The 14,636-nt window shown below is 42.5% G+C and carries 13 protein-coding genes; 8 read left to right on the plus strand and 5 right to left on the minus strand.

The genetic code is table 11. The features are described from left to right. Window positions 1-133: 133 nt before the first annotated feature. The 7 genes from AAA970_RS06790 to AAA970_RS06820 all read left to right on the plus strand — a co-directional run bounded on the left by AAA970_RS06790 (window position 134) and on the right by AAA970_RS06820 (window position 8,014). The gene (locus AAA970_RS06790; protein WP_060687443.1) at window positions 134-832 is read left to right on the plus strand and encodes a MotA/TolQ/ExbB proton channel family protein; all 699 of its coding nucleotides are present in this window, start codon (window positions 134-136) and stop codon (window positions 830-832) included. A gap of 19 nt (window positions 833-851) precedes the next feature. Next, window positions 852-1,247: an ExbD/TolR family protein gene (locus tag AAA970_RS06795; protein ID WP_053404695.1), complete on the plus strand. Its 396-nt coding sequence runs from the start codon at window positions 852-854 to the stop codon at window positions 1,245-1,247. A 2-nt stretch (window positions 1,248-1,249) separates the two neighbouring features. Beyond that, a complete protein-coding gene (locus AAA970_RS06800; RefSeq protein ID WP_338236480.1) occupies window positions 1,250-2,098 on the plus strand; it encodes a hypothetical protein in 849 nt (282 codons plus the stop codon). A 376-nt stretch (window positions 2,099-2,474) separates the two neighbouring features. Further along, window positions 2,475-2,777 (plus strand): type II toxin-antitoxin system HigB family toxin, encoded by a 303-nt coding sequence (locus AAA970_RS06805; protein ID WP_338236481.1) that lies wholly within the window; start codon window positions 2,475-2,477, stop codon window positions 2,775-2,777. Beyond that, complete coding sequence (locus AAA970_RS06810; protein ID WP_053404699.1) at window positions 2,774-3,136, plus strand: helix-turn-helix domain-containing protein; 363 nt, start codon at window positions 2,774-2,776, stop codon at window positions 3,134-3,136. The genes AAA970_RS06805 and AAA970_RS06810 overlap by 4 nt, the downstream gene beginning before the upstream one ends. 126 nt (window positions 3,137-3,262) lie before the next feature. Next, entirely contained in the window at window positions 3,263-5,242 is a 1,980-nt protein-coding gene (locus AAA970_RS06815; RefSeq protein WP_338236482.1) for a LamG-like jellyroll fold domain-containing protein, read from the plus strand. A 120-nt stretch (window positions 5,243-5,362) separates the two neighbouring features. Beyond that, a complete protein-coding gene (locus AAA970_RS06820) occupies window positions 5,363-8,014 on the plus strand; it encodes a glycoside hydrolase family 3 C-terminal domain-containing protein (protein WP_338236483.1) in 2,652 nt (883 codons plus the stop codon). A gap of 297 nt (window positions 8,015-8,311) precedes the next feature. Here AAA970_RS06820 and AAA970_RS06825 read toward each other — a convergent pair whose 3' ends face one another. Genes AAA970_RS06825 through AAA970_RS06835 form a run of 3 tightly spaced genes read right to left on the minus strand, consistent with a single transcriptional unit; the run spans window position 8,312 to window position 10,869 of the window. After that, window positions 8,312-9,172: an SAM-dependent methyltransferase gene (locus tag AAA970_RS06825; protein ID WP_338236484.1), complete on the minus strand. Its 861-nt coding sequence runs from the start codon at window positions 9,170-9,172 to the stop codon at window positions 8,312-8,314. Next, the gene (locus AAA970_RS06830; RefSeq protein WP_338236485.1) at window positions 9,162-9,896 is read right to left on the minus strand and encodes a hypothetical protein; all 735 of its coding nucleotides are present in this window, start codon (window positions 9,894-9,896) and stop codon (window positions 9,162-9,164) included. The genes AAA970_RS06825 and AAA970_RS06830 overlap by 11 nt, the downstream gene beginning before the upstream one ends. Window positions 9,897-9,924: 28 nt before the next feature. Continuing rightward, entirely contained in the window at window positions 9,925-10,869 is a 945-nt protein-coding gene (locus tag AAA970_RS06835) for a prenyltransferase (protein WP_338236486.1), read from the minus strand. 73 nt (window positions 10,870-10,942) lie between these two features. Between AAA970_RS06835 and AAA970_RS06840 the strand changes: the two genes are divergently transcribed. Further along, window positions 10,943-12,790, plus strand: coding sequence for a mechanosensitive ion channel family protein (locus tag AAA970_RS06840; protein WP_338236487.1), 1,848 nt, complete (start codon window positions 10,943-10,945; stop codon window positions 12,788-12,790). Here AAA970_RS06840 and AAA970_RS06845 read toward each other — a convergent pair. Further along, entirely contained in the window at window positions 12,787-13,251 is a 465-nt protein-coding gene (locus AAA970_RS06845) for a GNAT family N-acetyltransferase (protein ID WP_338236488.1), read from the minus strand. The two genes, AAA970_RS06840 and AAA970_RS06845, sit on opposite strands and share 4 nt — an antisense overlap. Before the next feature lie 75 nt (window positions 13,252-13,326). Beyond that, entirely contained in the window at window positions 13,327-14,529 is a 1,203-nt protein-coding gene (locus AAA970_RS06850; protein ID WP_338236489.1) for an acetate/propionate family kinase, read from the minus strand. Window positions 14,530-14,636 lie beyond the last annotated feature (107 nt).

Genomic DNA, 14,636 nt, shown 5'->3' on the forward strand with positions numbered 1-14,636 from the left:
CACAAAGCGAAGATTTTATTTTATATTTCGCATTAAACGCATACAGGAAAAGTGTTTTCTGTTGCCGGGTTTTTGAAAATTTCACAGGCCCTTATTGATCAATGAAATATAACTGTAACCCCATATGTTACCTATGCTTTTACTTCAAATCTCTACGACTACCACTGAGCAAGTGATGACGGATGTGGCGACTGAGCCGGCAGCTTCCATCAACCTTTTAGAATTATTGTTTAAAGGAGGCTGGATGATGCTTCCGCTGGCGCTTCTATTAGTCGGAGCCATTTACATTATTTTGGAGCGTTGGTTCACCCTGAAGAATGCCTCTAAGCTTCCCAAAGATTTTAATGAGACGATTCGCGCTTTGGTGGCAGAAGGAGAAGTACAACAGGCTTTGATGGTTTGTCAGCAGAGTGATTCACCGGTGGCAAAGATGATAGAGAAAGGCATCAGCCGTATAGGAAGTTCTTTGAAAAATATCGAGGCCTCTATTGAAAATGTAGGCAAGATTGAGATTTACCGATTAGAGAAAAACCTGAGCGTTTTGGCGACTATTTCCGGAGCAGCGCCTATGATGGGTTTCCTGGGGACGGTAACCGGGATGATTTCCGCCTTTATCGCCATTGCACAGGAGGAAGGATCGGTAAGTCCGAAATTACTTTCTTCCGGTATTTATGAGGCCATGATCACCACTGCTTTTGGTTTGTTGGTAGGCTTAATTGCTTATTTGGGTTATAACTTTTTGGTGGCAAAAGTGCAGAAGCTGATTCAATCAATGGAGTACAATGCCATTGATTTTATTGATTTGTTGCAGGAGCCTCAAAACAAAGTTTAATCCTCCAAAAAGAAAAGCGATGCCTTTACAATCAAAAAATAAAATTAATGCCGCTTTCAGCATGTCTTCCATGACGGATGTGATCTTTTTGCTGTTGATCTTTTTCATGCTGACTTCTAACTTCATTACGCCTTCCGGCCTGCCGGTGAATTTGCCCTCCAGCAAAAAGGCAGAAATAGTGATGCAGAAGTTAAGTGTTACGGTTACATCTGATTTGAATTATTTTGTAAATGACCGCAAAGTAGACCGCGGAATGGTAGAAAGTGCTCTGGCGGCCGAATTAAAAGGAAAGGAAGGAGTGGTGGTGCTCCATATTGATAAAAGTGTACCCACCGAGCATTTAGTTTATGTGGCAGGAATTGCCGCAAAGTTAAAAGCCAAAGTTTCTATTGCGGCCACACCGGAAAACAGATAGATATGAAGGATGCAAAGCAAAAGAAAAGAGAACAACTCAGTGGCATCCTGACGGCAATACTGACCATCGCTTTGGTGGTGTGTTTTTATTTTATTTCCGTCTGGCAGGCACCGGATCCACCTTTGCCAGTGTATGGCTTAGAACTTAGCCTGGGCATGGATGAAAGTGGGAGTGGAGAACCTGTACAGGAAATTCAGGCGCAGGCCCCAACGCCCAATAACCCGGAGCCTATTCAACCCGAGCCATTGCCAGAAGTAGAAGAAGTGCCCCAAGAAGTAATGGAGGAAGTTCCTGAGCAGACGCAGCCGGTAGAGGAAACGGTGGAAACGCCGGTAGAAGATATACAAGAGGAACCGTCCTGGGTGGAGGAAAAGCCGGAAGAGGTCGTGAGTGAGCCGGAAGAACCGAAAAAGGAAAAATTGCCGGCTTATGAATTCCCTTCGGATAAAAAGACGGAAGATCAAAGCAATGCCTCAGCGGCTTCCTCGGGTGATGATGATCATGCCACCGGAACCAAAGGAAAAGAAGAGGGAAAGATTGACGAGAGAGGAATTTATTCCGGTAGCTTTGGTGCTAAGGGTGCGAGTCTGGACATGAAAGGCTGGGCCTGGGATGCTGCGCCGAGGCCTTCGGATAATTCCAATGAAAGTGGGAAGATTGTCTATCAGATCCGGATTGATGAAGATGGGGAGATTCAGGAAGTGCGAAGATTAGAATCCACGGTGCGCCCGGAAGTGGAGGCCCGTTATCGAAGAGCTGTCGAGCAGTTAACCTTTAGCCGTTCGGCGGATAATCTGCGACCGGCACCCTTTACCACAGGTAAGATCACCTTTATCATTAACGCTAATTAAGATTTTGAATAAGAAAGCCGCTGGAGTCAGCGGTTTTTTTTGTTTGGGATTTAACCTGAATTATACATACCTGAGCCGGACTATTCATGATTATATCCTCGATAAGCTGGAAGGCGGGAAAAATGAAGGAACTTTTCCATTACGAGTTTTTTCCAAGGAAGCAGATGAATGAGGAGAAAGTAAGCTTTTCCAAATTTGGGCTATTAAAAACCAAAAAATATCGACTATAATACATTGATAGTAAGTGGTTTGAGTTGTGTAAATGCATCAGTTGGTAATAATCCTAGATGAGGGGATGTAATATTGGGGATTAAACAACTGACTTAAAATATGTTACGCAATTCGTAATAAATTATTTATTTTGTAACTTTCTGTAATGAGAAGGGTTCATATTATTAGCAGGCCGGTATTAAAGGCTTTTGTAGTGAAATATCCGGACAGCAAATCGGCTTTGGATTCCTGGTGGCAAATCAGTTCTCATTCTTATTGGCAAAGCTGGTCGGAATTGAAATCAGTTTTTCCTCAGGCTGATAAGGTGGGGGATAAAGTGATTTTTAATATTGGAAGAGCGTATCGGCTTATTTGCAGATTAAAGTTCGGAACCAATAGAACCACCTTGTTTGTGTTGTGGTTGGGTCACCATAATGCATATGATAAATTGGATATTAAAAAATTATGATGGATTACGAACAATATCAGGCTGCATTAGAGAAGGTTGATCAGTTTATGAAATGTCAGGAACTGGATTTTATGGAGGAGACTTTGATGGATAGTTTAGTAGACAAAATTGAGGCTTATGAGGAAGTGCATTATCCTCAAATTCCTGCAAGTCCGCAGCAGGTGATGCGTTTAATCATGGAAGAGCGGGGATTGAAACAAAAAGACTTAATTCCTTTGTTTGGGTCAGCCCCAAGAGTGTCGGAATTTTTCTCCGGAAAATTACCTACGGTGGAAACCATTGTAAGCCTGTCAAAAGCCTTTAATTTATCTTTGGAGATATTTTTAAATGAACACACCGTAAAGGTGAGGGAGCTTTAAAGTTTTTTCAGGAGCTTATTTTATGGTCGCTCTATTTTGCTTTAGATTTTTAATAACATCCGATGCCCTTATTATTGATGCTGCTGGAAATATGGCTTAACTTTGTGTTTTTGAAAGAATTTGATCATGCCCAAAGGATTCCATTTTTCTTTTTTGACCATGCTGCTGTTACTTCCTGTGGGGAAGGGTTTTGCTAGCGCAGCAATTCTGAATTTTTCACATCCTTTGGCAGATACCACCTTGCTTTGGGCTGACCGGCATATTCATCTGGAAAAAGAGGGAAATCAGCTCTTCCCCTATACCCTTGAACAGGCCCGAACGGGACACCTGACCTTTCTGGATTTGGATACCCTTTCTAAAAATGCAAAAGCTTATATTTTAAGGACTTGGAGGAAATCCGGCAAGCCACCCGTTTTTATAAAGGGTAAAGAAGCCCAATCCCTGGTTAGCTGGGTAAATTCACAAGAACGTGCGCAAGTTAATTTACAGTCAGAAGACGGAGTTTTGCCTGAGCACATTCTTTGGGAGGGGACACCGGATTTAATAACGGGTGCGAGGTGGACTTACCCATGGGGAAATAAACGTACCTTAAAAGTTAGCCCCCAGAGTCCCTCCTGGTCCTTTAGTCCTGAAAATTTACTTTTATTAAAAAGTCGCCCCGGTTTAAAAGTGATTTCGGCTTTTAGGAAATCCTTAGAGGAAGATTTAATAGTGAAATGGTCCATTAATAACCGTTTTAGTGCTCTTGGCGCAACTACTAATCATCATCAATGGCGCCCGCAACATATTGAGGAAAGCAAGGAGGGCTGGCATTTCAATGGGAAAAATGCCAGCGTGCTGGTGAATGATCCACCGATTGATGATGCCAAAGCTCCCTTTTCGGTGTTGATCACCTTCCGGCCGGAAGAAATTAAGGCAGATCGTATGAGTCTGTTAAACCAGGGAAGGGTATTTGACATCAAGTTGATTGATAATCATTTGGTATTCAATCATCATTATGATTACAAATTCGAAAAGGTGGCGCTAGTGCCTTATCAATGGTATGAATTAGTGGTGGTATTTTTTCCCGGTAAAAAGTTTGAGTACTACCTCAATGGTGAACTTCTTTTTGAAAGGGATTTAGTCGCACATCAATATGTAGGGCAGGCCTGGGTAGTCGGAAGTAATATTTGGGGCGAGTATTTTAAAGGGACAATTCAACATTTTCTGGTGTGGGACAGGCCACTCAGCAAAGAGGAAGTAAGTCGCTTATATGAATTTACCAACAGTCCTTTATTTCGACCCTATATTTATTGGGGGCTGATGGTCTTGGGTTTCTTTTTAATATTGGTGTTTTATTTATATAAAAAACCCAAGAAAATGCCGGTGTTTAAGCAGCATAGTCCTGGTCCTGTTTCAAAGTGGCAATTGATCGGGGGCTTTCAAATATTGGATGCCGCCGGAACATTACAATCTCACCATTTTTCTGCTTTGCAAAGAGAGTTTTTAATCAGTCTGTTTTTATGTCAATTACAAAATAAACCATTGACGACTAAGCGGATGAATCAGATATTCTGGCCGGATAAATCCACAGATCAGGCTAAGAATTCCCGTAGCTCTCTTTTGTCACGTCTCCGAAAGGAAATAAAGGCTATAGGGATGGGGAGTATTGAACAACGCGATGGCCATTGGTTTTTTGATGTCAGTGAAAAATTTCAGGTTGACGCGCAGGAGCTGGAAAATTTGTTAAATACGGGGAATTGGGAGCGAAAAGATGCGAGGGTCCTTTTGCAGTCTCTTGCCAATGGAAATTTAGTGGAGGAAGATGCTACAGACTTTATTCATCAGGAGGTCCTTCATATAGAGCGAAAATGGTGGGCTAAACTTCAGGCACAGTTGGAACATATTCCTTCTCCTTTACGAAGTCTTGCCTTTGATGCCCTACTGCGTTTAGATCCTTTAAATGAAGAGGTCTTTGAAAAGAAAACAGCCTTTCTCTTAATGGAAGGAGAATTTCATTTGGCGGAAAAGGGATATCAATCGTTTGTAACGAACTATTTCCAACAGTTAGAAATGGAATTTCCGATAAAGTTTAGCGATTACCTAAATCGATTTGCTAAGCGTTAGTCTTGTTTTTATTGTGTTTTTTTGATCATTTTTTAAACACAGTACACCCTCGCTACACGCTCCAATACCCATTATTTCCCATTTTCGAGCATTATGTTTTTTGATTTAAAATATGCTGAAATGAAAAAATGGTTGCTCTTATTTTTAATGTGGATACCCGCTTTTTTAGGGAAGGCGCAGGACTTTCAAAAACCGGATATTCCGTTTTACAATCATCAACTGAGTGTTGAGGAACGGCTGGATGATATTTCCAATCGCCTGACCAATTCTGAAAAAGGTCATATGATCACCCTTTGGAATAAGGGGGTGCCTCGCCTGGGCTTAAAAAGCTTTATGCCTGGAGAAGCTTTACATGGGCTTGCGGCACCAAGACATAATGCTGCTACTGTTTTTCCGCAATCCATAGGACTGGCGGCAAGCTGGAATCCGGATCTTATGAAGGCCATTGGGGATGCCGTTTCAGACGAGGCCCGGGCGCAGTATCACAATGGGCCGGTGATTAAGAAAGGGAATGAAAAAGGGAAAAAAGGTCCTTTATTTTTTTGGTCGCCGGTAATTAATATTGGTCGGGATCCACGTTGGGGGCGTAACCAGGAAAATTATGGAGAGGATCCGCTTTTAACCAGTCAATTTGTAAGTCATTATTTAAAGGGCCTCCAGGGGGACGATCCAAATTATTTGAAAGTAGCGGCAGGTGCCAAGCATTTTGTGGCGAATAATGAAGAACATAATCGCTTTAATGGGAATGCCGATGTCTCCGAGAAACAATTGCGTGAATATTATTTCCCTGCTTATAAAGCAGCGGTTCAGGAAGGGGATGCAAAAATTATCATGACCGCTTATAATGCGCTGAACGGTTTGCCTTGTGTGGAAAATTCCTGGTTGGTGAATGATGTGCTGCGTAAAGAGTGGGGATTTGATGGTTTTGTGATTGGTGATTATGGCTCTGAACTCATGTTGACGCAAGGGTGGAAGGAAAGAGGTTTCCAGGGGCATGAAAAATATGCTGATAATGTGGCCTCAGCTGCAGCCGTAATGAATGCGCAGACTTTGGATATGGGGAATACCCGTTTATTCCGAAAAGAGTTAATGCAGGCGATTGAGGAAGGAAAGGTAGATGAAAAAGAACTGGACCGTGCTTTTCGAAATGTGATGCGGGTAGGTTTACGTTTAGGGATGTTTGATCCGGAGGAATTATCACCCTGGAAAGATTTGCCTTTCGAAACCATGTGCGCTGATGCACATAAAGCTTTGGCATTGAAAGCTGCTGAGGAAAGCCTGGTGCTGTTGCAGAATAATCCGGTGGATGGACAGCCTATTTTGCCCTTTCAAAAGGAAAAAATAAAAAAAGTGGCCATTGTGGGTCCAAATGCAGATGCCCTGAATTTTGGAACATACAGTGGTGTAGCGAAAGATCCCGTGAGTGTGTTAAATGGTTTACGTCAGTACCTAGGAGAAGACATTGAGGTGGTATATGTTCCCTGGAAGAAAAAAGACCAGGAATTGGTGGATATCCCAATGGATCGCATTATTTCATTGGATAATCAGGGAATGGGTGTATGGAAAGCCCGCTACTATACTAATAAGCAGGCGCATGGAAAGCCTATTGCTCAAAATACCGTAGCGAATATTGATCATCATTGGAATGAAAAAGCTCCCCATGCAAAATTGAAAGGCCAGGATAGCTATTCCGTGGTTTATTCCTCCACTATAGCCCCAACCAAATCAGGTTTATACACCCTGGGTATTGAGACTGCAGGAGCGAACGTAACCGTGAAGGTAAATGGTGCTCCATTGATCAGAACGCACGGGGATAAAGAGAATGTAGAGCATCTGGCTAAGGCGATCCGATTTGAGGAAGGACAAAACTATGAGTTGGAAGTGTTGTATATGAAAAATGCCAATGCTCAGCTTAATCAATTGCGTTTTGGCTGGCAGTTGCCCGTGGATGAAACAGCATATGAAGGAGGAGAAATGGAATTAGCCGCCAATGTGGATGCCGTGATTGCGGTGATGGGATTAAGTGTGGAATATGAAAGAGAAAGTATAGATCGTTCCTTTGAGGGTTTACCTAGAGAGCAAGTCGCTTTCCTGAAGGAGTTATTGCAGGTAAATAAAAATACAGCGGTCGTTTTGCAAAATGGTAGTTCTATTGAAAGCGAATGGCTTAAGCAGCATGCTCCGGCTATTTTAGAAGCCTGGTACCCGGGAGAACAGGGTGGCTTGGCCATCGCGAAGGCACTTTTTGGAGCGGTGAACCCAGGGGGTAAATTACCGATGACATTTGTGAAAAGCTGGAATGATCTTCCGGGACAAGACGATTATGACATCGCGAAGGGAAGAACTTATTTGTATTTTGAGAAGGAGCCGCTTTTTGCTTTTGGCCATGGTTTGAGTTATACCGATTTTGAATTTTCCCCTATGGAAATCAATGCGGAATCTTTCGCATTAGAAGATGAAATCGTGGTGAGTTTCTCTGTCCGCAATACGGGTGACCGAAGTGGCGATGAGGTGGCACAGCTTTATGTCAAAGAGCTATTTGAGCGAAATGAAAAGCCCATTCAAAGATTAAAGGCTTTCCAGAGGGTGCATTTAGGACAAGGAGAGCACGCCAATGTACAATTGAGCATTCCGGTAAAAGATTTAGCTTATTGGGATGAAAATGATAAGCAATGGAAGGTGGGGAATGGCCCAATTGAACTGCGTCTTGGAAATGCTTCCGATAAAATTCATTTGACTAAAACCGTGAATATTGTAGGAGGGGCCTTGTAAGTTTTCCTAATACAGCATTATCTGCCACTTTCCTCTATTCAAAAGGAGCGGAAGGCGAGCAGGTGATCAAACAAAAATAAGCCGGGAATTCAGTTTTCCGGCTTTATTTTTTAATCCGGAGTATTCATGCCTAAAATCCCGTTAAGCTGCAAGGCGGAAAAAATGAGGGAATAGTTTCCTATTTCGAGTTTTTTCCAACGAAACAGATGAATATGGAGAAGGCAAGCTCGCCCCAATTTTGGCTATTAAAAATGAAAGAAAATTACTCCTAATGCCCTGGTGGCAAGCTATCTGTGATTAGTTGTTGGATTTAGTAGTGAATAATTCGGGTTTAATCGCAGAATATACGCCATAAGCCCAGAGGTTCTGTTCTAATGCTTTATGTTGGGCAATCACACTTTCAATCCGGCTTTTTGGTACCCGCAATTTTTTTGGAAACAGCCATTGAAGAGGAAAAGTCCATTGACCCATTTTTCCGAAAAAATAGAGTCTTTTGGAAGAGGGAAGGATGTGAGGGGTAAAATCTTCCCAGGAAAGTGCTCTGAAACCCAAATTTTTTAATTGGTGGCTGAAATCTTCCACTTTGCATAATTCCTGAATATGGTAACCCGTAAACCATTGTTTTAGCAGGGCTTCCCGGCCATCGGTTTTACCCCAATAATCAGAAATCACCATTCGCCCGCCGGAAGAGAGTACTCTGGCGGCTTCTGTCAGGAATTGGGCTTTGTCCTGAGTGTGGAAGGCACTTTCCAAAGCAAGATAATGCGTAAAATGCTGATCCGGAAAAGCTAAATGATGGTAATCCCCTAATTCAAACTGGCATAAATGGGCCACCTCATGTTCAAGGGCTAATTGTTTAGCTTTTTCAATTTGCCGGGGAGAAAGGGTAATACCGGTGACACGGCAACCATATTTTTGAGCCAGCCAAACAGCCGTGCCGCCATAGCCGCAGCCTGCGTCCAGAAGGTGAGCACTTGAATTTAGTTGCAGACGCTCTGCAATTTTTGTCCTCAGATTGATTATGGCTTGACGGATAGTTTGCGTGTCCGCCTCCCAATAACCATAATTCATGGACCATTCCTTCCCCAATCCCCAAACCAGTTTATACAGCCATTCAGACTGATCATAGGCAGCGGCTATCTCCTGCTTAGGATCCATGCTTTTGAATTTTTTGGGCCATTTGTTTTCTGGCCTCCTGATAGTCCATTTCCCAATGGGCTTGCCCATTCCAATCCCAAAGTGGAACTGGTATCATACCATGGGTAAAAAGTTGCCGCATCAAACTTTCCTCATTTTCGGGATCCCTTTGATAGGAGAATGGATTCCGAAATCCTTGTTGTGGTTGGAGCTGGTGGTATTTTTGATCATTGATTTTTATCAATTCCAGCATTTCTTTTCCACGATTGACCATCGCTTTCAGAAATTCCGGATGAAAAGGCGGGATTTGCTTTCTTTCCTGCGGATTTTTGGCCACCCATTTTGCCCAGTCAAAACCATAGGTGAAATCATGGACAAATTGAAAATTGATGGTAGTGTTACCTCCAAAAATCCCCATTAATTGTACTAATAACTCATCCATTTTCCGGAGAAAATGAGTGGGGTGATCCGATGCTAATGTCATTTTCACGATTTCTCTGACCATCAGATCATAATCGTAAAAGATATTTTGGGGGTAATGTTGATACTGACTTTGAATAAGGTCCCGGCAAAGCAGGGCAAGCTCCTGGAAATGGTGAAAATCCGGAAATTCCAACGCTGTTTTTTCAGCTAATGCAGCAAAGGAAGTGGCGGTATTTTTACCCGGATCTACTGATTTAAATTCAATGCCCTGATGGGAGATCCATTGATCAATGGGTGTAAAAAGTTGTTGGGGTTCTCGCATAAGCTTTTCAAAGCAGGAATTTAGGGATTCATGGGGAGGCTAACAAGAGTAATCCAATAATTAGCATGCTGGCCCAAATGCCAATATGCAACTCCTGTTTGAAGGCATTTATGGCTTTGAATTGGTTGGTTTGTGCTAATGGGGAAAGTTGCAGTACTTTTCGGCCGTACCATAATATGATGACGGCACCGATGAGGTGGATAATAAACGGAAGATGCCAGCTAAAGAAATAACTAATAATCCAAAAGGCTAATGCCATTATCCAAAGCCAATGTATAGCTTGCCGAACACGCTGATTACCAAATAGCGTGGTGAAAGTGTTCTTTTTTCCTTTAATATCTGATAATTCATCCGATAAACCACTGGCCAGGGCGCTACTTAGGGAGAGCAACAGGGTCACCGGAAGGATGATGCGTGCCGAGGGAATGGCTAGTGTGCCAGCTTGTAGGTAGGCCGAAAACAGGGGCAATAGCGCGCCTACACCTAACATCTCCAGTATTTCTCCTCCACCTCTGTAATTTAGTTTAATCGGAGGGAGGGTGTAGGCGACAAAGGTCAGGCAACAGATGATCGCCATGAGAAAAGCTTCTTTTCCCAATGCGATATGTTTCCCCGCCAAAAATGCCGCGGAAAACCCTATGATCATGCTTAGTGCTGCGGCCATTTTCAATTGTCGGGCATTCAGAATATTATCGGGTAAAGTTTTGGGCGAACAGCCCTCCGGGAACATCTGTCGCTTTATTTTATCCACTTTAAAGTCCCCCAAATCATTTACGACCACAATAAATATGACACCGGAAACGGCAAATATACTTCCAAATAGCAGGGGAGTCCATAAGATTTGTCCACTGTAATGAATTCCCATAAGCTGACCTAAAATGAAGGGGACTAGTATTTTGGGCCAGGAGTTGATTTTCAGGGCTTTGATCCAGGGAGTGTAGCTGTTCAGATATTTGGCTTGTTTGTAATTCACAAAAGAGGTTTTTCAATAAATATAGTTAAAGAAAGGATAATCTTTATTTTTCAACGAAAAGGTACAAAAGTAAATGTGCTTTCCTCAGTCCCCCTCAAAATCCTTATTATCGGCTTCAACGGTTTATGGAATCATTTTGTCCTTACTATTGCTGTTATTTTTTCATACGAATTTATGGGCCCAGTCAACGAAAAGAGACTCACTGGCGCTGAAAATATCAGAAAGGATAGAACAATTGATCCTGCAGGATTCTCTGAATAGGGTGCAACTGCAACAGGCTTTGTTGGAATATCAGCAATTAGATCAGGAGGATGAAGAATCCATGGCAATGGTTCCAATTGATTCGGCCACCGAAAGTGATATCAGTAAAAAGGAGGATCATCTGGTTAAACTGCCTGTGGTGCCTTTTGAAAATGATACGATATTTTTCTTATCAGACACCAGCCGGACCATTGCTTTGGAGCAGCGGAAAATAATTACTGAAGGTAATATTCGCTATATCGTAGATCATTATTTGTATTTTGAAGACTCCCTAAAAGTAATTCATCGACCCCGATTGAGTAAAATTGTATATCGCGATACGGTATTATTGCGCTTAAGTGAATACGATGCTTTGTTGGCAGACACTTTGTTACGCCCCATGGCTGAAAATTACCGAAGGGCCATCCATAAATCGATTAAAAAAAATGTTACGCAGCGAAATTTAATTTCTTTCGGGATGGGGCTGGCCCTATTAATCGGGCTCTACTTTTTCATTCGCATAATTCGTCGCTCTTTTAGATGGATGGCCGAAAAGATGTGGTCGAATAGGGAGGAGTGGTTCAAGACGATTAAATACAAAGGAGTCGATTTTTTAAATGCACAGCAACAAGAAACTATTGTAAGAAGATTCCTGAAGTTGTTGGAATATGCGGTCCTGCTGTTGGTTTTGTATTTATTTCTGCCACTTCTTTTCAGTGTTTTTCCACCGGCCCAGCGCATTGCGGATAAATTATTCGGCTTTATTTGGAGTCCGGTAAAGGCCGTGGTTGCCGCAGTATTGGACTATTTGCCCAATTTATTCTTTATCCTGGTGATCGTGTTGGTATTTCGTTATATGATCCGGGCCATAAAGGCGGTATTCAATGAAATAAAAGTCGGCAAAATCAAAATTAGCGGATTTTATGCCGAGTGGGCAAAGCCAACCTATAATATCATTGCCTTTCTTCTGTATTCCTTTATGATGGTATTGATATTCCCCTATCTTCCAGGTTCCCAGTCAGAAGCATTTAAGGGGATATCCGTTTTCGTTGGGGTCTTGATCTCCATTGGTTCCAGTTCGGCGATCACTAATTCCATTGCCGGTATCGTGATCACCTATATGAGGCCTTTTACCATTGGAGATTGGATTGAGGTGGATGGCATCCGCGGGGAACTTATAGAACGGTCGATGTTTGTCATTCGGATGCGAACCAATGAGAATAAAATTATGACGATTCCCAATTCCTCCGTTTTGTCTAATAACACCATTAATTTAAGTATGAGTAATCAGCGCTTCAAATTGATTATCCATACTGAGGTGACTATTGGCTATGATGTGCCCTGGAGGAGAGTGCGGGATTTACTTATTCGCTCCGCGCAGGAAACTGACGGAATCCTTCAGGATCCCAGACCTTTTGTATTGACCACCCAGCTCAATGATTTTTATATAGAATATAGTATTCGTTGTTGTACGAATTATCCCGCGAAGATCCCGAGGACGCTTGCCTTGTTAAATCAGAATATCCTGGATAACTTCAACCGCGGTGGGGTAGAAATATTGTCGCCGCACTTTCGAGCGCAACGGAAAGGGGAGGACATCACCATTATCAACCAGAAAGATTATCCGGAAATGTGGGATATCGGAGATTCGGGCGAAGAAGATTCCGCTCCAAAAAGCTAATGGTCAGTGAAAGCCTCCAAATCTAATTTAAGCCGCAACATATCTTTGTGTTGGAGACCCGTTTCGAAAATAGGGGAGGAGTAACTGTTCAGGAAATGGTCTTTAATAATGCGATCTACCCGGAAACCAGCCTTCTGGTAAAAGGCCAATTGGTAGCCAAAAGTGCCGGTGCCTAATTCAATGGAGGAGAATTGGTGCATAATGGCCCACTGTATACTTTCCTTTAGCAGTTGTCCACCAATTCCCTTTTTTTGATGGGAGGGGTAAACAGCAATGTTCATTAATTCCAGTTTACTTTCACTGATTTCCAAAAAGACAATCACTCCGAGGATCTGACCCTCTTCCATGGCCGCCATGATTTTACTCTGAGGTAAATATTCCTGAATAATGGATGCCTCCGGATCTGCCAAAAGCAGCAAGTCCATGGGGGTTTCAGCGGCTTGTAAAAAATTGAATTTCATCCCTAATAATAATTAAAAAAATAAAAAAAGGCATCCCGGAGCGGAATGCCTTTCTGTTAATTTTTTGAATGTATTTTACAAATTGGACACGATTTGCTCCGTGTCTCTTGCAATCATATATTCCTCATTGGTCGGAACCACCATTACGTCTACTTTAGAATCTTCAGAAGAGATGATGGTTTCCGTTCCAAAGGTTTTAGCGTTCAATTCTTTATTGATCTCCAAACCTAAGTAACCAAAGTTGCTGCTTACGTCCTCACGAACATAGAATGCATTTTCACCAATACCTCCGGTGAAGATGATCAAATCAACCCCATTCATTACGGCAGTATACGAACCAATGTATTTGGCAATTCGCTGACAGTACATATCATAAGACAATTTCGCCTGCTCATTACCGTCTTTCATAGCTGCTAAGATATCGCGCATATCCGAGGATACACCAGATACACCCAACATACCAGAGCGCTTGTTAATTAAACTATTGGCTGTATTGGCATCAATACCTTCCTGAATCATGATGTAAGTCAAAACACCCAAATCCACATCACCGGCACGGGTACCCATGATCATACCTTCGGTTGGGGTCATCCCCATAGAGGTATCCACAGATTTACCATGCTGGATAGCGGTTACCGAGGCACCACCACCCAGGTGACAGCTGATGATTTTCTTAGTGGTAATATCCCAACCGCGAATTTCACAAGCACGTTCTGCGACATATTGATGAGAGGTCCCGTGGAAACCGTAACGACGAATACCATATTTCTTGTAAAGCTGATATGGAATGGCGTACATATAAGATTTCGCCGGCATGGTCTGGTGGAAAGCGGTATCGAATACTGCCACCTGAGGTACCTCAGGAAGAAGGGTGTCGATAGCGCTGATTCCCATCATATTGGCCGGGTTATGCAATGGCGCTAAGTCAAAAAGCTTGTTAATGCTCTTTCTGACCTCATCATTGATCAGGGTAGAAGTTTTGAAGCGCTCACCACCATGCGTTACACGGTGACCCACCGCATTGATTTCGTTCAGACTCTTAATTACGCCGTGTTTCTCGGAAGTGATGATTCCCAAAACGTACTCAATACCCTGAGTGTGGTCGTTAATTTCTCCGTCAAAGACTACTTTATCCCCATTAGGTTTTTTAATGGTTAAAAAAGCCCCTGCTAATCCTACTTTTTCTACTAATCCGGTGATTTTCACCTCACGTGAATCAGTGTCGAATAATTGAAACTTAATGGATGACGATCCACAGTTTAGGACAAGAATGTTCATGTATTATGAAGGATTTGTTAATTACTATATTATCATTTGAAAATAAGTATTAAGCCAAAGCGGGGTTGATCGTCGGGAAAACAGGGCCTGAAAATCAAGCCCTGTTT

The sequence above is a fragment of the Persicobacter diffluens genome (genome assembly GCF_036244895.1).
In the GTDB taxonomy this organism is placed as follows: domain Bacteria; phylum Bacteroidota; class Bacteroidia; order Cytophagales; family Cyclobacteriaceae; genus Persicobacter; species Persicobacter diffluens.